Source organism: Burkholderia sp. BCC1985 (assembly GCF_905339915.1).
Classification (GTDB): Bacteria; Pseudomonadota; Gammaproteobacteria; order Burkholderiales; family Burkholderiaceae; genus Burkholderia.
On record NZ_CAJPGY010000017.1, the window covers coordinates 158,973 to 177,597 of the forward strand.

Here is an 18,625-nt window from a genome sequence, read left to right on the forward strand (position 1 = left end):
TGGTGAAAGACGCGCGTCAATCCCGTGCACACCCGGATGCCGCGCGCATTTTGGCGACACGACAATGGTGGCTGATGTATTCCGTTCAATGAAATCATCGAGGAGAATCCGCATGCAGGAACCGCATTCGCGTGGAACGTCGCGTGCCGCACGCATGCCGGCCGCGGACGAGGACGCCGCCGTCGATGCGGCCGGCGCGCCGGGCACCGGCATGCTGCAGCGTGCGTTCGCGATCCTGCGCGCGCTGGCCGGCATGCAGCAGGACGGCGTGCGCGTCACGCACCTTGCGAAGGCCGTCGGCCTCACGCAGGGCACCGCGCACCGGATCCTGCAATCGCTGATCGCCGAAGGGATGGTCGAGCAGGACGAACAGTCGAAGCTGTACCGGCTGAGCGTCGACTTCTTCGCGCTCGCCGCGCTGGCCGGCAACCCCAGCAGCATGCGCACGCTGTGCCGGCCTGCGCTGCTGCGGCTGTGCGCAAGCCTCGGCGAGACGATCTTCCTGCTCGTGAAGAGCGGCTTCGACGCGGTGTGTCTCGATCTGTGCGAAGGCCCGTTCCCGATCCGTTCGTTCACCGGGGACATCGGCGGGCGCATTGCGCTCGGCGTCGGGCAGGGCAGCCTCGCGATCCTCGCGTTCCTGCCGGAAGCCGAGCGCGAGGAAGTGATCCGCTTCAACGTGCCGCGCATTCGCGGTTACGGCGTGCTCGACGAGGTCTACCTGCGCACCGAGATCGAGCGCGTGCGCGAGCTCGGCTACGCGGGCCGCAACAGCGGCGTGCTCGACGGGATGGCCGGCGTCGCGGTGCCGATCCTCGATCGCACCGGCTACCCGGTCGGCGCGCTGAGCGTTGGCACGCTGGCGTCGCGGCTCGGCGACGACCGGATGCCGATGGTCGTCGAGCTGCTCCGGCGCCAGGCCGATGCGATCGGCCCGCGCACGAATCCGTTCGACGCCGCGTTGCGGCGGCCGATGCACGGTCTATCCGGGAAAACCGCATAGGCGCGTCGCGTGTTACCGTTTCGTCAGCTTGCTTACGCGAGCCATTCATGTCTGAGCAGAATGCGCCGCGTCCGGCGGGCTTCCACGCTTTCTATCGGCTTGCAGACGCGCGCATTCGCCGCCCGCCTCCCCTTCATCCGTCTCCATTCGATTTTCAACTGCCGCCCAGTTGAACATTTCATTTCTTGATGCGACTGCGGCTGGATACCATCCAGCCACTGTCTATACAAGCCGACCGGCGCGTATGGCCAGCATCAACAAAACACAACATCGACAAGACGGTTTGGAGAGGAGATGACGGAGATGGTGCGAACGATGAGCAGGAAGACGGGCGTCGCGTGCATGAGCGCAGCCATGGCGATGAGTTTCGCCGGCGCCGCGCACGCGCAGTCGACGGTAACGCTGTACGGGATCGTCGACGCCGGCGTGACCTACACGAACAATTCGAAGGGCCATGCGCTGTGGCAGTTCACGGGCGGCAACGAATCGGGCCCGCGCTGGGGCTTGATCGGCAGCGAGGATCTCGGCGGCGGCCTGAAGGCGAACTTCCGGCTCGAGAACGGCTTCAACGTCGCGAACGGCGCGCTCGGGCAGGGCGGCCGGATGTTCGGCCGCTCCGCGTGGGTCGGCCTGAGCGGCGCGAACTGGGGCGCGGTGACGCTCGGCCGCCAGTACAACTCGACGCAGGACATTCTCGGCTCGCTGCAGATGAGCAGCTTCCTCGCGCAGTACTCGACGCACCCGTTCGACAACGACGACATCAACAATAGTTTCCGCACCAACAACGCGGTCAAGTACGTGTCGCCGACGATCGCGGGCCTGCAGGCGAACCTGATGTACGGGTTCTCGAATTCGACGGGCTTCTCGAACGACAACTCGTGGAGCGCCGGCATCACCTATACGCACGGGCCGCTCAATGCAGGCGCCGCCTATGCGCGCGTGAACCATCCGGCGGCCAGCGCGACGGGCGCCGTTGCGTCCGACAACTACTACCCGGGCTCGGCGTCGGTGTTCGGCGCCGGCCTGTCGAGCGCGGTGCGCCAGCAGATCTGGGGCGCGGGCGGCAATTACACGATCGGCGCGGCGACGCTCGGGCTGCTGTACACGGGCTCGAACTTCGGCCAGGCGACGGGCGGTGCGCTGCGCTTCAACAACTACGAAGGCAGCGTGCGCTACCTGATCACGCCCGCGCTGATGGCCGCGGCCGGCTACACCTATACGAAGGTCGCGCGCGGCGCCGACGACGGTCACTACCAGCAGGTGTCGGCCGGCCTGCAGTACCTGTTGTCGAAGCGCACCGACGTGTACGTGAACGGCTTCTACCAGAAGGCGTCGTCGGGCGTGGGCCACGCGTGGATCGACGGGACTGACGGGCCGTCGTCGACGACGTCGCAGGTGGCGGTGGTGGTCGGCATCCGCCAGAAGTTCTGATGCGCTGACGCGTTCGCGCGTCTTCCGGAGGAGACATAGATGAAATTCAGACTGTTGCTGGCGGCGCTGCCGTTCGTCGGGATGTACACCGGCGGCTCGATCGCCGAGGTGCGGCCGCTGCTGTTCGGCCTGCCGTTCCTGCTCGTGTGGAACCTGATCTGGATGGCGGCGACCGCCGCGATCCTCGCGATCCTGTTCCACCTCGACGAGCGCGACGCGGCCCGCGACGGCCGCACGGGAGACGCGCGATGAACGCCTCGATCATCATCATCGCGGCGTTCGCCGTGTTCGCGCTCGCGATCGGCGTGATGGCGCGGCGCGGCCGCAAGCTTACGCTCGAACAGTGGGCGGTCGGCGGGCGCGGCTTCGGTTCGCTGCTCACGTTCCTGCTGATGGCCGGCGAGGCGTTCTCGACGTTCTCGTTCCTCGGCGCGAGCGGCTGGACCTACAGCAAGGGCGTGCCCGCGTTCTACATCCTGTCGTACGGCTGCCTCGCGTTCGTGATCGGCTACTGGATGCTGCCCGCGGTGTGGCGCTACGCAAAGGCGCGCGGGCTCGTGTCGTTCGCCGACTACTTCGCGTCGAAGTACGACAGCCGCGCGATCGGCGTGCTGGTGTCGGTCGTGGCCGTGTTCGCGATGGTGTCGCTGCTGATGATCCAGCTGCGCGGCCTCGGCGTGATCGTGTCCGAGATGTCGTACGGGCTGATTCCGCAAGCGGCCGCGATCTGGATCGCCGCGACGCTGATGGCCGTGTACATGGTCGTGTCGGGCATCCACGGTTCGGCGAGCATCGCGATCTTCAAGGACGTGCTGATCCTCGCGATCGCGATCTTCCTCGGCCTGTACCTGCCGATGCACTACTACGGCGGTCTCGGCGAGATGTTCGCGAAGATCGACGCCGCGCATCCCGAACTGCTGCGCATGCCCGAGCACGGCTTCAACCTGAGCTGGTACAACTCGACGATCCTGCTCACGTCGCTCGGCTATTACCTGTATCCGCACGGCTTCACGGCGATCTACGTCGCGAAGGACGAACGCGCGCTGCGCCGCAACGTGATCCTGATGCCGCTGTATCAGGTGCTGATCGCGTTCCTGTTCCTCGTCGGCTTCGCGGCCGTGATGACGGTGCACGGGCTCGAAGGCGCGCAGACCGATCTCGCGCTGCTGCGTCTCGTGAAGCAGACGTTCCCCGCGTGGTTCGTCGGCATCGTCGGCGGCACGGGCCTGCTGACCGCGCTGGTGCCGGGCTCGCTGATCATGCTGAACGCCTCGACGACGATCGCGCGCAACATCTACCGAGAAGGCTTCGCGCCGAACGCGACCGACCGCGAGGTGACGCGCGTCGCGCGGATCGCGCTGCCGATCTTCACGCTGGTGGTTGTCTACTTCGTGCTGCGCGGCGGCGCCACCTTCGTGACGCTCGCGATCTTCTCGTCGAGCCTGCTCACGCAGCTCGTGCCGATGCTCGCATCGAGCTTCCTGAAGCGGCCGTTCGGCACGCGGGAAGGCGCGTTCGCGGGGATCGCCGCCGGTGCGATCGTGATCGCGCTGACGAACTACTACGGCGTGACGCTCGCGTCGCTATTCCCCGGCGCGTCGAGCACGCTGACGTCGATCAACCCCGGACTCGTCGCACTCGCGGTGAACGCGGTGGTGTTCATCGCGATCAGCGCGGCGCAGCGCAAGCTGAAGGCACGCGTGGCTGCGCCGGCCCGCTCCGCGTGACGACCCGATCGGCGTGTCGCCGCCGAACCGCCGGGCGACTGCCCGGCGGTTTTTCCGTGCGGCGGCGCCCGGACCCTTCTAACTACAACAGGATACCGAAACGATGACGACCGAGAACAAGGCCGACGCTCAGGCCGACGACCGGCGCGAAGCAATCGACACCCTGATCGCGAACGGCTGCGTGATCACGATGGACCCGCAGCGGCGCGTGATCGAGAACGGCGCGGTTGCCGTGACGGGCGATCGCATCGTCGCCGTCGGCGACACCGCCGAATTGCAGGCGCGCTTCCGTGCCGCGCGCACGATCGACGCACGCCGCAAGGCCGTGCTGCCGGGCCTGATCGATGCGCATGCGCACGCGGGCCACGCGATGCTGCGCACGATCGGCGGCGCGGACGGCGATGCGTGGTCGGCCGCGGCCGAGACGATCTATACGCGCGCGTCGGACGAGGCGTTCTGGGAAACCGAATCGCATCTCGCGGCGCTCGAACGGCTGAAGGCCGGCGTGACGACGGGCGTGTCGCTGCTCGGCGGCGGCAACTCGATCATGCGCGTCGACGATCCCGTCTACGCGCGGCGTCATTGCGATGCCGTGGTGCGCACCGGCACGCGCTCGATCGTCGCCGTCGGCCCGTCGCGCCCGCCCGCGCCGCGTGCATACACGCGCCACGCGCCGGACGGCAGCGACACGCGCGACATCGATTTCGACACGATGTACGACGTGTGCGAACGCATCGTCGACGAATGCCACGGCGACGCCGACGGGCGGATCCGGATCGCGATCACGCTGCCGGTATACGGTCCCGAGCATGACCCGGAACTCGCGCAGTACGAGCGGGATTTCCGCGATCAGGCCGCACGCTACGGCGCGCTTGCGCGCGAGCGCGGCCTGACGTTCACGCAGGACGGGCACCGCGCCGGCACGCTCGCGTTCGCGCATCGCGAGCTCGGACTGCTCGGCCCGACGTCGTTCATGTCGCACAGCATCGACCTGACCGACGCCGACATCGCCGCGTGCGTGGAGACGGGCACCGCGATCGTCCACAACCCGAGCGCGATCATGTCGATCATCGGCCGCTGCCCGGTGCCCGAGCTGATCGATGCGGGCGTGACGGTCGCGATCGCGTCGGACGGCGCGGCGCCCGATCGCGGCTACGACATGTTCCGTCACATGTGGCAGTGCATGCACTACCATCGCCGCCATTTCCGCGACCCCGACGTGCTGCCGCACGGCAAGGTGCTGGAGATGGTGACGATCGACGCGGCGAAGGCGCTGTCGCTCGATCACGAAATCGGCTCGCTCGAAGCCGGCAAGCTCGCCGACCTCATCCTCGTCGACCTGTTCCGTCCGCACATGATGCCGATGAACATGCCCGTGTATCGCGTCACGTGTTTCGCGAACGCGGCCGACGTGTGCATGACGATGGTCGGCGGCCGCGTGCTGATGGAGGATCGGCGCGTGCTGTCGGTCGACGAGAACGCGATTCTCGAGCGCGTGATGGAAGTCGCGGAGACGATGATCGAGCGCAGCGGGTTGCGTCGCCTGCTCGACGAACCGAAGACGCTGTGGGGGCGCAGTCACTACTGAGCGAGGCCGCGCGGGCAGGCATTTGCGCGGTGCGATGTCGGCGAGGCCGGTCCTTTCGGGGCCGGCTTTTTTTCTGGTTTCGCCGCCGACGGACATGCTAGGATTTCTCTCAAACAACTTCGGAGACAGCTATGCCGTTCATCTGCGAAAACGTTGAATGTCGTGCCGTGCTGGCGCGCGGGCAGGTCAAGTCTCGCCAGGATGATGCGGGATGGTGCTTCTACTGCCCGGACTGCAAGGCCAGGAACGAGTTGATGGCGATCGGCACGGCCGATGGCTCCGTCGAGCTGGTTCAGCCGGAGCGAGCGAGCCCGCCGCACAAGGTCGTCGCGACGGCCCGGCCACTGGACGACGGTAAATACGCGGCGCAGTTGCGCGTTCAGCGGGCGCTGGCGGTGAGGGGAACCTACGCGGCCGAAGAGCACTGGGAGCAGCTCGGTGTATTCCCCGATGCGCAGGAGGCCGTCGAGCATGCGAAGTCGTTCGCAACCGACCTGCTGGAGCGGGCGGTCTAGTCACACACGGCACACCGCACACCGGCGATCCACCTGTTTCCCGTCACGACACCGGGCTGCGGCCCGGGTGTCGTGACGGGCCGGCCAGCCTGCCACGGGCCGGGCCGTTACATCACGCCGCCGCCGCTTCTCGCAGACGGAATTGCGCGACGGCATCGCTGAGCCGCGCGCCCTGATCCTCGAGCGACAGCGCCGCGGCGGCCGCTTCCTCGACCAGTGCGGCGTTGCGCTGCATCGTCTGCTCCATCTGGATGACCGCGGCATTCACCTGCTCGATGCCGGCGGACTGCTCGTCGAAGGCGATGCTCGTTTCGCCCATGATCGCGTTCACGCGCTCGACCGCGACGACGAGCTCGGTCATCGCCGAACCGGCGAGCGCGACGAGACCGCTGCCGTCTTCGACGCGCTGCGCGGAATTGCCGATGAGTTCGCGAATCTCCTTTGCCGCCGATGCGCAGCGCTGCGCGAGCCCCCGCACCTCGGTCGCGACGACGGCGAAACCGCGCCCCTGTTCGCCCGCGCGCGCCGCTTCGACGGCGGCGTTCAACGCGAGGATGTTGGTCTGGAATGCGATGCTTTCGATCACGCCGACGATGCCGGAAATCCGCGCGGAGCTGTGCGAGATCGCCGACATCGTCTCGACGACGCGCTGCATCGCGTCTCCGCCTTTTGCCGCGATGCCGGCCGCCCCCTCGGCGTAAGTGCGCGCATCGCGTGCGTTGTCCGCGTTCTGGCGTACGGTTGCCGTCAGCTGCTCCACGCTCGCCGCGGCTTGCTGCAGCGAGACGGACTGCTGCTCGGTGCGCGCGGACAGGTCGACGTTGCCGCTCGCGATCGTGCGCACGTCGCCGACGATCGTCTCGGTGCTCGTGCGCACCTGGCTCACGGTTTCGACGAGGCCGTCCTGCATGCGCTTCAACGCATTCAACAGATACGCCATTTCGTTTTCGCCCGGAATGACGACCGCGCCGGTCAGGTCGCCTTTCGAGATCCTGTCGAAATGCGCGACGGCGAGATGGATCGGCGCGATGATCGCCTTCGCGAGCACGCGCTGCGCCAGGAAGCCGACGACCAGCGCGAAGGCGGCGACCGCCGCCATGGCCCACACGATCCGGTGGAAGCGTTCGCCGGCCGCGTCGTAGCGCGCCTTCTGGCGCGCGACCTGGAACGATTCGAGCGCATCGATCGCTTCCTGGTAGGCGGTGAAGAGGGCCGGCGGCGCGGTGCGGTGCGTGTCGAGGAAGTCGAAGGCGTTGTCGTGGTCGAGTTGCGACATCGCTTTCAGGAAAACCTGATCGAGCAACATGCGACGGCGCTGCTGCAGCGTATCGAACAATGCCTGCTCGTCGGTGTCGCGTGCGTGCAGCCGCGAGTACGCGTCCAGTTCGTCGTCGCTCTGCTTGAGGAGCGTGTGGAGCTGCGCGATTTCCGCCTTCGCGGGCTGGCCGGCGCTGATGATCTGCGCGACGTCGCTGACGCGTTCGCGCAGCACGAGCATGCGCTCCGAGCTGGTTTTCAGGTGCAGCAGCGACGCGGTGTCGTCGCGGTACATCGCTTCGAGCGAGCCGTTGCCGGCGTAGAGCGCGGCGATGCACGCGCCGACGACCAGGACGAGCAGCGCCGTATAGCCGGCGACGGTCGCGACGAGGCCGCCGCGGATGGTGAGTTTTCGCATGACGTTCCCTTGCCGGCGGCCCGACGGGCGGCCGACGGCGGATGTGGATTCCGGATCACGAACGACGACGGGCGCCGCGTTGCAAGACGGGGCGCCGGGACTGCGAACGGGTTAACGGCGGGCCGGGTGAGGAGGTTTTATCTGCACGCGACGCGAATCTGAATGATTGCGACAGCGGGGGACGGAGGGTGGATGCGCGCGCGTGAAGCGCGCCGCGCCGATCGTCGAGGCCACGTCGCATGCGCCGCTCGGGATGCACGCGAATTGTCCGTGGCCCCGGCCATCTGCTAGTTGCCATCACCCAGTCGCGACCGGATCTCGGCGATCGACCGATCGCGCTGATGCGTGGCGAACTGCCAGGTATTGCCCTACGGATCCCCGGCCATCGCTCGCCTGTCGCCGTATCGCGTGTCGGCCGTCGCCTCCACGCGGCCGTCAGCCTCCGGTCCTGAACCCCAGTGCCGCAGCCTTCGCGCGCAACTCGGCGAAGCGGTCGACCGCCGGATTGGTTGCGGGATTGGCCGCCGGATTGGCCGCCATTTGCGACGGATCCACGCCGGTAACCGAACCGGGCGACGACGGCGCGGTCGTCCCCGGACACGTTCCGCCGAACGGACCTTGCGGGACCGTGAACGCCGGCGCGTCCGTGCGCGGCGCGTCGTTGAAATCGAGCGCGTAAGCGAGATTGAAGGTCGCCGGATCGCTGCCGCGCACGCCGAGCGGTTTCAACCCGAAACGCCATTGCAGCAGCGCGTGAATCGAACTCGGGTCGAACGGGTAGCGCGTCACCGAGCCTGCCCGCACGCGCGGGCCGAGCAGGGCGAGCGGCACGCGAAAGCCGAGCTTGCCGTCGTTGCCGAGCGCGAGCTCGTTGTTGCTGATCGGCCGGATCGGCGGCACCACGTGCTCGAGAAACCCGCCCCACTCGTCATATACGACGATCATCAGCGTGCGGTTCCAGGCGGGACTCGTGCGCAGCGCGTCGTACACCTGGTTGAGAAATGCCTGCCCGTCGCGGATGTCCGCATGCGGATGGTCGTCCGCGGACGCACCTTGCAGCTCGCCCGCGAAAACCGGGTCGACCATGCAGAACGGCGGCAGCGTTCCCGCCGCCGCATTCGCCAGGAAATCCGCGAACGCATGCGAGATGCCGAGATAGCGCGTGCCATACAGCGCGGTGAACGGCACGTCGTGGTAGTAGTAACTGCAACCGATGCTGGCGTCGCTCAGGTTGTCCCAGATCGTGCGCAGCGACGAATTGTCGGGGGTATCGGTGAGGCGGTCGGTGGCGCCGCTGTGCAGGTAGAGGCGATTCGGAAACGTATTGGTCAGCACGCCGCTGAAGTAGAAGTCGCCGATGGTGTAGCTGCTTGCCGCCGCGCTGAAGAACGGCAGGTCGGCCGACGTGTAATAACCGATGGGCAGCAGGTCGCCCTGGGTCAGGCTCGTCCCGGGCGTCAGGAGCCAGCCGTTCATCTCGCCCGAAGCCAGTTGCGTGCGCGCACCCTGGTAGGTGTGGTTCGGGTCGTGGTACGCGCATGCCTGATAGCCGTAGGCGGGATTGGTCGACAGCGGAAACGGTGCGTTGGTCCCGCCGAACGCGTCCCTGAACTGCCGATTGGCGGGCATCCCCTCGGCACCCGGCACCCAGCTCATGAAATGGTCGAACGATCGATTTTCCATCGTGACCAGCACGATGTGGTCGATGCCGGAACTCGCCGGATCGGGCAACGCCGGCCGCGGCAGGCTGTAGCGATTGCCGCCGTTCGGCGACGGCGTGTCGCCGATCGATGGGGCGCGCGCATTGCCGTCCACGGCCGATATTCCGTCCCCTCCGCCGCCGCAACCCGGCAGTGCGACACTACCGGCCACCGCGGCAACGCCGGCGAGAAAGCGGCGGCGATCGTAGCGGCGATATGCATTCGTCTCGTCCATGACAACGTCTCCTTCGTTATTGAATGCGGCGCTGACCAGCCGATCACGCATCGCGGCAGCCGCGAAGCGACGCGCGCTCGCCGTTCGAACAGGCGAGCGGGCGCAAGGCGCAAGCTTCGTGCCTGTCGCTGAACAGGTGGCACTTCGTCGGTGATTGCGAATAGCGAAGCCGCCGTCAGACGATGGGTCGATGCCATTGCACCGGGCGTGGGTCGAAAGGAGTTGACGAACCGGTTCCGGAAAAGAAGAAAGGGGCGTCGCACTCGCATGCGCCGCCCCTTTCGGCCACCGGCCGCAACCGGCCGAGTCCGTCAGTTGTAGATATCGAACGAGAAATACTTCTTCGCGATCCGCTGATACGTGCCGTCCTGGATCAGGCTGGCGAGCGCCTGGTTGATCTGCGTGCGCAGCGCGTCGTCGTCCTTGCGCACGCCGATCGCGGAACCGACGCCGAGCGTCTTCGGATCATGCAGCGGCGGCCCCGCGAACGCGAAGTTCGCGCCCTTCGCGGTCTTCAGGAAGCCGAGATCGGCCTGTACCGACGACTGCAGCGACGCGTCGAGACGACCGGCAATCAAATCCTGATAGACGAGGTCCTGCGTCTGGTACGTGCGCACGATCACGCCCTTCGGTTCCCAGTACGTGCGCGCATAGGTCTCCTGCGTCGACCCCTGTTCGACGCCGACGCTCTTGCCGGCCAGCGACTCGGCCGTCGGCTGCAGGTTCGCGCCGCGTCGCGCGACGAGGCGTGGCGGCACGTTGTTGATCTTGTCGGTGAACGCGATCTGCGCGAGGCGCTTCTCGGTCACGCTCATCGACGACAGCACGCCGTCGAACTTGCGCGCCTTCAGCGCCGGGATCATCCCGTCGAAGGCGTTCTCGACCCACACGCAGCGCACCTTCATGCGTTCGCAGATCGCGTTGCCGAGGTCGATGTCGAAGCCGACGAGCGTGCCGTCGGGTGCGAGCGATTCGAACGGCGCGTAGCTGGGATCGACGCCGAGGCGCAGGACGGCCGGGTCTTTCGCGGCGGCGGCGCCGGCCGTCAGCGCGAGCGCGACGGCGATGACGAGCTTTTTCATGATTGTCTCCTTACCGATTGATGTCGTTGTGGGGTGAAGCGAATGGCGGCCGATGGGCGTGACGGCCCGCGCCCGGCCATGCGCGGGCGGCTGGACGAGCGCCGCAAGCGGCCGGCGATCGTCCGGATCAGGGAATCCGGTGCTGCGGTGTCAGCGCGCGGCGCCGGTGACGTGCGCCATGCTGCGCCGGTAGCCGGCGGGCGAGAACGTGGCGTTCAGCGCGGCCATCGACGCGATCACGCCGAGATGCATCCACCACGCGATCGCGAAGCCGCCGCCGGCGTCGCGCAGCCAGCCGATCAACCACGGGCTCGCGGCGACGGTCAGGAAGCCGACGCCTTGCACGAACGCGGCGAGCGCACCCGCGAGCCGCGCATCGGGCAGGTGATCGAGCGTGACGATCAGGCTCATCGAGAAGAAGCCGCCGAGCCCGATGCCGACGCTCGCGACCCACATCCACGGCGCGAGCGCGGGCATCGTCGCGAAGCCGGCGAAGCCGGCCGTCTGCAGCGCGAGCGTGAGCCACAGCACCGGGCGGCGATCGTGCGAACGTTTCGCGAACATCGGCATCGCGAGCGCGCCGGCCGCCTGGAACAGCGCCATCCACGCGAGCAGGTTGCCGCTCGCCTGCGGGTTCATGCCGACGCTGCGATAAAACGCGGGCAGCCACGCGACGAGGCTCGCATAGCCGCTGTTGCTGAGGCCGAAGAACAGCGCGAGTTGCCATGCGCGCGGAATGCGTACGAACGCGGCGACGGGCGCCGATGCCGCCGCCGCATGCAGCGCGTCGCGCGGCGCCTTCGCGCGCCACAGCGCGAGCGTGACGAGCGCGGGCACGGCCCACACGGCGAGCGACAGATGCCAGCCGCCGCGCGCGGCGAGCCACGGACTCGCGACCGCGCCGAACGCACCGCCGCCGACCAGCGCGGCCGAATAGAGGCCCATCGCGAGCGGCAGCCGGTCGACGAACCAGCGCTTGGCGAGGCCCGGCGCGAGCGACTGCACCACGGCGACGCCCGCACCCGCGACGATTGCCGTGACGGCCAGTCCGGTGCTGCCGTCGCTCCACAGGCGCGCGGTACAACCCGCGGCGATCAACGCCAGCGCGGCGAGCAGCGCGCGCTGCTCGCCGACGCGCCGCGCGAGCCCGACGCCGATGCCGGCGACGACACCCATCAGCACGAACGGCAGCGTGGTCAGCAGCGCCGCCGCGCGGAAACCGAGGCCCGTGTCGGCACGCACGAGGTCGAGCACGGGGCCGAACGCGGTCAGGAACGGACGCAGGTTGAGCCCGGCCAGCACCAGCAGCGCGAGCGCGCCATAGGACACGGAAGCCGCATGCGGGCGGGAAACGGCTTGCGCGGTGCCGGGGTCGGTCATCGGAATGCTCCAGAGGGGGCCGGTGGCCCTGTGATGCGATGCCGAAAGGGTAAAGGCGCGCTCGTCCAGGTGAAAATTAAATATTCGACTGGCAATCAGTGCGGTTTGCGATGGTGCGGCGCCGCGTGACGGGGCCGGATGGGCAATGTGCAGCGCGCGTGCATGACGGGCGCGCAGGATGCACGCCCGTTTCCGCGATCCTTCATTCGACCGGATGCAGATCCTGCAGCAAGGTCGGCACGAGCTCCGACACGGTCGGGTGGATGTGCATCGTGCGGCTGATCGTCGTGTACGGCGCGCCGGCGGCCATCACGTCGAGCATGCCGTGCACGACCTCGTCGCCGGTCACGCCGAGGATCGACGCGCCGAGAATCGCATGGCTGTCCGCGTCGACGATCACCTTCATGTAACCCAGGCTCTCGCCTTTTTCCACCGCGCGGCCGACGCGCGTCATCGGCCGCGTGCCGACCAGCAGCCGGCGGCCGGTCTGCTTCGCTTCCGCGAGCGTCATGCCGATGCGGGCGAGCGGCGGATCGATGTACATCGCGTACGCGTTGATGCGGTCGGACACCTTGCGCGGATCGTTGTCGAGCAGGTTGGCCGCGACGATCTCGTAGTCGTTGTACGCGGTATGCGTGAACGCGCCGCGCCCGTTGCAGTCGCCGAGCGCCCAGATGCCGGGCACGCTGGTGCGCAGCTGGTCGTCGACCGTGATGTAGCCGCGCGCGTCGGTCGCGACGCCGGCCCGCTCGAGCCCGAGATCGTCGGTGTTCGGCACGCGGCCGACCGCGAGCAGCAGGTGCGAGCCCGCGACCTCGCGGCGGCCGCCGGTGCAGTCGAGACCGACCGCGACACCGTCGCCGTCGCGCCGTGCGCTCAGGCAGTTCGCGTCGAGCTGCACGTCGATGCCTTCGTTCTCGAGAATCTCGCGCACGGCCTGCGACACGTCCTCGTCCTCGCGATGGATCAGGCGCGCGCCTTTCTCGACGATCGTGACCTTCGAGCCGAAGCGGCGGTACATCTGGCCGAATTCGAGCCCGACGTAGCTGCCGCCGATGATCACGAGATGCTCCGGCAGGAAGTCGACGTCCATCATCGTCGAGTTGGTCAGATAGGGCACCGAGTCGAGGCCCGGCATCGGCGGGATCTGCGCGCGTCCGCCGACGTTGATGAAGATGCGTTCGGCCTCGAGCACGTCGTCGCCCACGCGCACCGCATCGGGCCGCTCGAATCGGGCATGACCCTGAAACACCGTCGTGTGGTCGAGCCCGCGCACCCATTGCTCGACGTTGTGGTTCGAGCGGCCGGAGATCCGGTCCTTGCGCGCCTTCACGGCCTTCATGTCGACGCTGACGGGGCCGACCGACACGCCGTATTCTTCCGCGCGCCGCGCGAGTTGCGCCGCATACGCGCTTGCGATCAGCGTCTTGGTCGGGATGCAGCCGGTGTTCACGCAGGTGCCGCCGAAGCGGCCGCGTTCGACGATCGCGACTTTCATGCCGGCGCCGGCGAGCCGTGCGGCGAGCGGCGGCCCGGCCTGGCCCGTGCCGATGACGATCGCATCGAAGTGTTGCGTCATGACGTCCTCCTGCGCTGGTGCAACGTGGGAAGGGACCACGCGCAAGCCGCATGCCGCGCCGGCGCGCGCCCGAACGACGACGAGCGCTTATGGTAGACCGGTTGGCGGGGGGAGGCGAGTCGTACGGATGCGGGCGACGCGGAACATTGTTCATGACGGCCGGCAGGCTTCATGGCCGGCGGCAACGCGGCTGCGCGCCGGTTGAGGATTGCGCTGCGCGGGTCCTTCAATCCTTGCGCCGCCATTGCCCGAACGACACCGGCCGGTGCGCGTCGGCGCGCGTGACGGTGACTTGGTCGGGCTGGTCGTCGAGCGGAAACGATTCGGTGTAGATCTCGCTGGAGAACAGCCAGCCGCGGGTGCGCGGGTCGTAGCGGAACGTCACGAAGTCGCTCCAGTGTTGCCCGCAGGCGACGAAGTTCTGCACGGTGAAATAGCGGCCTTTCACCGCGAGGCCGCTGTCGGGGGCGTCTTCGGGATCGAACGGATCGCACTGGCCGCCTTCGTTCGCGCGCAGGACGACGTGGTCGTTGCGCGCGGCGAGCCGGTATGCGCGATCGGGCTGCTCCTCGAAGATCAGCAGCGGGCGCGGCGACGGCTGCGCGCGCGTATCGGCGTCGCGATGCACGACGACGAGCAAGCTGCGCCGTCCGTTGCCGAGGTCCGGCCCTTCCTGCGCGACGAGCGGCCGGTAGCCGGACGGCAGTTGCGTCGCGACCGATGGCGGCAGGCCGCCGGCGCGTGCGCCGGACGACAGCGCGGCGAGCAGCGCAACCAGGGCGCAGCGTGCGGTGGCGCTCATCACAGATCCCGCCCGAGGAACTCGGTGCCCGGCACCGGATTGAACGCGACCGGTGGCGCGGGCGTGAAGCCGAGCGAACCATACAGTTGCCTTGCGGCGACGAACTCGGGCAGCACGTCGAGGCACATCCGCGCATAGCCGGCCGCCTTCGCGTCGCGCAGCAGCCGTTCGACGAGCTGGCGGCCGGCGTTCAGCCCGCGCGCGTCGGGACGCACGTAGACGCGCTTCATCTCGCACGTCGTCGCGTCGATTTCCCGAAACGCCGCGCAGCCGACCGCGCGCTCGCCATGCCATGCGAGCAGCAGTTGCCCGCGCGGGGCCGCGTATTTGCCCGGCAGCGCGGCGAGCTCCGGCTCGTAGTCCTGGAACGCGAGGCTGACGGTGGGGCTTGCGATGTACTCGCGGAAGATCGCTTCGACGACGGCGGCATCGTCGGGATAGCGGGCGGCGCGGATCTCGATCATGGGGCGGGGCGCGAGGGCGGGAACGGCAGCCAGCATAGCAGCGCGCGGGCGCTTTCGGCGGGCGGCGAAGCGTGCCAGAATCGTCGGCTTCAGCGTCGGCGATCGATGCAATGCGACTCGATTCTCGACGCGACACGCAGGCACCGGTGTTTCGGCGCCGTCGACCAAGGAGACTTCGATGACTGCATCGGCTGCCGTACTCGCCATTCTGGCCGCGCTGTGGCTTGGCGCAATGATTCCGGGCCCGAGTTTCGTGCTGGTCGCGCGCAATTCGATCGGGCTGTCGCGCCGCGACGGGCTCGCGACCGCGCTCGGCATGGGCGTCGGCGGGATCGCGTTCGGCGGCGTCGCGCTGGCCGGGCTCTACACGCTGCTGCAGGCGGTCGAATGGCTGTACGTCGGGCTCAAGGTGGCCGGCGGCGCATACCTGATCTACATGGCGTCGAAGATCTGGCGCGGCGCCGATCGGCCGATCGCGATGGACGACCCGCAGGCCGTCGTCGCCGGCAGCGCGCGCAAGTCGTTCTGGACCGGCCTCACGACCCAGCTGAGCAATCCGAAGACGGCGATCTGGTACGGCAGCATCTTCGCGGCGCTGTTGCCGCAGCATCCGCCGCTGTGGTGCTACCTGGCGCTGCCGCCGCTCGTGTTCGGCGTCGAATTCGGCTGGTACACGATCGTTGCGCTGTGCTTTTCGACCCGCCGGCCGCGCGAACTCTACCTGCGCGCGAAGAAGTGGGTCGACCGCGTCGCGGCCGGCGCGATCACGCTGCTCGGCCTGCGGCTGATCCTGAACGCGCCGAAAGCGGGGATCTGACGGCAGGCGATGCCGCTCGCGCGCACCGCCGTTTCATTCCCGACGGGCATGCCGGTGCGGCCGGTCAGTCCGTCCGGTGGCGGGACGGTCCGAGCCGGGCGATTCTTTTGGGCCCATCCGCCCCGTCCATCCGCCCATCCGCCCAATCCGCCCGCGCGAGCGCGCGTCACACCGCCGGAAACCGCTCCAGCAGCGCCGCGAACCGCGCCTCGTCCGGAAACGTCTTCACTTCATACCGCACCGGCCGATGCGCGGTGGCCGTCATCAGGTCGCCGCACGCGTTCCGCAGCGCGGCCATCGGCACGTGCGCCGACTGCCGCGTCGCTTCCCGGTAGAGCACGACGATGTCCGTCTCGGGCAGCAGCGTCGGCACGCCGTCGCTCCACACGCTGACACTGAACAGCTCGCCGTTCTGCCGTCGATACACGGTGTAGGTCGCCACGAAGATGTCGGTGCCGTCCCGCTTGTGCAGCTCGTCCAGCTGCGTGCGCTGATCCTGGTAGTCGCCGGCGAGTTCGTCCACGCGCAGCGCGTGCAGCTTCGCCTCCAGTCCTGCCGGGATGAAGTTCCGCCATGCGGCGCCGTCCCAGCGCAGCATCAGCGGCGGCAGCGGACGCGGCTGCGCGCGCGCGTGTTCGGCGAGTTCGACCATCGTCGCGAGCCCGGCCGTGTTGCGGTCGCCGGTGAGCAGCAGCACGGCCCGGTTCGGCGCCATCACCACCGGCGCGCCGGAGATCGGCTGGCGATGCAGCAGGTCGGTCAGCAGCAGCCGCGCCGCGTCGTAGTAGTCGCCGAACTGCGACAGGAACACGCCGTCGCGCAACGCGACCCACGGTGCCGACGACGCGCCGCGCAGGTTGTCGATCGCGATGTCGCAGGCGGCGTCGAAGCTGACGCCCCATTCGGCGAGCCGCGCGCTCGTCAGCCGCGCGACGCTGAATTCGCCGTCGTACGCGATGCCGATCTCGAGGTTCTCGCACAGTGGCCGGAACGCCACCTCCGACGCTTCGGGCTGTCCGGCGAGCTGCAGCGCGACCGTGCCGCGCTCGGTCGCGCTGCGGATCACGGGGCGCAGCCGCGCGCGCACGTCCGCGAAGTTCGCCGGAATCTCGTGCTGCATCATCGCGTTCGCCTGGCGCAGCAGCGTCGCTTCGCGCTCGGTGGGCTTCGCGTCCGCGTAATCGCGGAACAGGTTGTGGAGGTTGATGATGTTCGACGGGGCATCGGCTTGTACGAGACGGCCCTTGTCGTGTTCGTGAAGCCACTCGCGCGTGTCGCCGGTCGCGCGCAGCGCGGCGATCAGGCGTTCGGCGAAGTCCTGCCGGCTGGGCGGTTTGCTGAAGCGCTCGCGCAGGCGCGCGACGAAGTCGGAAATCATCGTATGCGGTCGGGCGGGCCCGTCTGTTATTGATCTCTCGTTGTCATGGGCGGCGCCACCCGTCTCCCTTGGGGGCGCGCGCTGCGACCCGCCGATATCGGCCGGATACCCGGAATGCGGCCGGTGGCGGCCCGCGCGCCGGCTGCATGGCGGCGCGGGCCCGCGTCGGACGCGATTCGCGTGGCGGGTGTCGCGATGGTACCGCACGTCCGTGATGGAAACGCGTGTGGGTGAACGTTTGTTGATGCACAGGCGAGAGCACCGAACCCCGAACCGGCCCGCGCCCGCCCGCTCCGGCTCTGGAACGCGGCCCGACTCGTCGCCTGAGCGACGCCGGCGCTGGCGAAAACCCCGACGACCGCCCCGCGAGCCTTGTACGGCGGGCGTTCGCGCCGGTTGCGCGGCGTGCCGTGCCGGGCCGCTTCCCCGATTCTGGCGGCCGACCTCCCGACGACGTGTAAACTGCTGCCTTTTTTGACGGTTTGCAGCATGGTGCAAGCACCCCCGCGCCCGGCACTGAGCGGCCCGACGCTCGTCCGGCTGCTCGCGCGCCTGACCGATGCCGACGTCGCGGAATCCCGGCAGACGCTGTCGGACCGCCTGAGCCAGTGGCTCGGCTGGACCGACGCGATCACGCTGTCGTCCGCGCTGAATGCGAGCCCGCCCGGCGTCGCGGCCGGCGTGCGCGGTTACGACGCCGAGCGCGACTGCGCGCGCGTGCGCCACGACCTCGCGCAGGCGATCACGGCCGCCCATCGTCCGCGTACGCGGCGGCGCCCCGGCGAAATGCCGCCGCCGCCCGCCGACACGGCGGACTTCGCGGATTTCCGCCAGAGCTGTCTGTCCCTGCAGCAGGAAATGGAAACGGCGATCGGCCAGTTGCGCGGCCGCCTGCGGGTCGCGCTGGCCGCGCGCGCGTCCGGGATGGCGCGGCTCGCGGCGCTCGACGCGATCATGGAGCGCGTGCTCGGCGCGCGCGAGCGCAGCCTGCTGTCCGCCGTGCCCGCGCTGCTCGGCACGCGCTTCGAGCGGCTGCGCGACGCGGAACGGCAGGCGCTGGCCGACGCGCAAGCGGCGGCCACTGCCGATCCCGACGGCGACGCACCGCCCGCCGCGGCGATCGTGCCCGGCACGTGGCTCGACACGTTCCGCAACGAGATGCAAAGCATCCTGCTCGCCGAACTCGAAGTCCGGTTTCAAACGGTAGACGGGCTGCTCGCGGCCCTTCGTACCTGCTAATCCCTACGCT

At 68.6% G+C, this 18,625-nt stretch carries 16 protein-coding genes; 8 read left to right on the plus strand and 8 right to left on the minus strand.

Annotated features, from left to right (window positions below; translation table 11 throughout):
- The first annotated feature begins 112 nt into the window (after positions 1-112).
- The 6 genes from U4Z31_RS19590 to U4Z31_RS19615 all read left to right on the plus strand — a co-directional run bounded on the left by U4Z31_RS19590 (position 113) and on the right by U4Z31_RS19615 (position 6,264).
- Entirely contained in the window at positions 113-1,003 is an 891-nt protein-coding gene (locus tag U4Z31_RS19590) for an IclR family transcriptional regulator (RefSeq protein ID WP_321811134.1), read from the plus strand.
- Positions 1,004-1,318: 315 nt separating this feature from the next.
- A complete protein-coding gene (locus U4Z31_RS19595) occupies positions 1,319-2,434 on the plus strand; it encodes a porin (protein WP_415750291.1) in 1,116 nt (371 codons plus the stop codon).
- 39 nt (positions 2,435-2,473) lie between these two features.
- A complete protein-coding gene (locus U4Z31_RS19600) occupies positions 2,474-2,686 on the plus strand; it encodes a DUF3311 domain-containing protein (RefSeq protein WP_124528938.1) in 213 nt (70 codons plus the stop codon).
- A complete protein-coding gene (locus U4Z31_RS19605; RefSeq protein WP_321811135.1) occupies positions 2,683-4,161 on the plus strand; it encodes a sodium:solute symporter in 1,479 nt (492 codons plus the stop codon). Before U4Z31_RS19600 ends, U4Z31_RS19605 begins: the two co-directional genes overlap by 4 nt.
- Positions 4,162-4,264: 103 nt before the next feature.
- Positions 4,265-5,749 carry an amidohydrolase family protein gene (locus U4Z31_RS19610; RefSeq protein WP_321811136.1) on the plus strand — a complete coding sequence of 495 codons (1,485 nt, stop codon included), beginning with the start codon at positions 4,265-4,267 and terminating at the stop codon, positions 5,747-5,749.
- A gap of 131 nt (positions 5,750-5,880) precedes the next feature.
- Complete coding sequence (locus U4Z31_RS19615; RefSeq protein ID WP_044845339.1) at positions 5,881-6,264, plus strand: hypothetical protein; 384 nt, start codon at positions 5,881-5,883, stop codon at positions 6,262-6,264.
- 112 nt (positions 6,265-6,376) lie between these two features.
- Here the strand turns inward: U4Z31_RS19615 and U4Z31_RS19620 are convergent, their stop codons facing one another.
- The 7 genes from U4Z31_RS19620 to U4Z31_RS19650 all read right to left on the minus strand — a co-directional run bounded on the left by U4Z31_RS19620 (position 6,377) and on the right by U4Z31_RS19650 (position 15,181).
- Positions 6,377-7,939: a methyl-accepting chemotaxis protein gene (locus U4Z31_RS19620; RefSeq protein ID WP_321811137.1), complete on the minus strand. Its 1,563-nt coding sequence runs from the start codon at positions 7,937-7,939 to the stop codon at positions 6,377-6,379.
- Between the two features lie 435 nt (positions 7,940-8,374).
- Positions 8,375-9,874, minus strand: a complete 1,500-nt coding sequence (locus U4Z31_RS19625; RefSeq protein WP_321811138.1) for an alkaline phosphatase family protein — start codon at positions 9,872-9,874, stop codon at positions 8,375-8,377.
- Between the two features lie 311 nt (positions 9,875-10,185).
- Complete coding sequence (locus U4Z31_RS19630; RefSeq protein WP_124571153.1) at positions 10,186-10,956, minus strand: ABC transporter substrate-binding protein; 771 nt, start codon at positions 10,954-10,956, stop codon at positions 10,186-10,188.
- A gap of 150 nt (positions 10,957-11,106) precedes the next feature.
- The gene (locus U4Z31_RS19635; RefSeq protein ID WP_321811139.1) at positions 11,107-12,336 is read right to left on the minus strand and encodes a cyanate transporter; all 1,230 of its coding nucleotides are present in this window, start codon (positions 12,334-12,336) and stop codon (positions 11,107-11,109) included.
- A gap of 202 nt (positions 12,337-12,538) precedes the next feature.
- Entirely contained in the window at positions 12,539-13,915 is a 1,377-nt protein-coding gene (locus U4Z31_RS19640; RefSeq protein ID WP_257770876.1) for an FAD-containing oxidoreductase, read from the minus strand.
- 226 nt (positions 13,916-14,141) lie between these two features.
- Complete coding sequence (locus U4Z31_RS19645) at positions 14,142-14,717, minus strand: hypothetical protein (protein ID WP_321811140.1); 576 nt, start codon at positions 14,715-14,717, stop codon at positions 14,142-14,144.
- Complete coding sequence (locus tag U4Z31_RS19650; protein ID WP_257770872.1) at positions 14,717-15,181, minus strand: GNAT family N-acetyltransferase; 465 nt, start codon at positions 15,179-15,181, stop codon at positions 14,717-14,719. The genes U4Z31_RS19645 and U4Z31_RS19650 overlap by 1 nt, the downstream gene beginning before the upstream one ends.
- A 178-nt stretch (positions 15,182-15,359) precedes the next feature.
- Here U4Z31_RS19650 and U4Z31_RS19655 point away from each other — a divergent pair, with 178 nt between their 5' ends.
- Positions 15,360-15,998, plus strand: coding sequence for a LysE family translocator (locus U4Z31_RS19655; protein WP_044845331.1), 639 nt, complete (start codon positions 15,360-15,362; stop codon positions 15,996-15,998).
- A 166-nt stretch (positions 15,999-16,164) separates the two neighbouring features.
- On the opposite strand, the gene U4Z31_RS19660 is transcribed toward U4Z31_RS19655, so the two are convergent.
- Positions 16,165-17,376, minus strand: coding sequence for a hypothetical protein (locus U4Z31_RS19660; protein WP_321811141.1), 1,212 nt, complete (start codon positions 17,374-17,376; stop codon positions 16,165-16,167).
- A gap of 489 nt (positions 17,377-17,865) precedes the next feature.
- On the opposite strand from U4Z31_RS19660, the gene U4Z31_RS19665 reads away from it, so the two are divergent.
- Positions 17,866-18,615, plus strand: a complete 750-nt coding sequence (locus tag U4Z31_RS19665) for a DUF3348 domain-containing protein (RefSeq protein ID WP_321811142.1) — start codon at positions 17,866-17,868, stop codon at positions 18,613-18,615.
- The last annotated feature ends 10 nt before the right edge of the window (positions 18,616-18,625 follow it).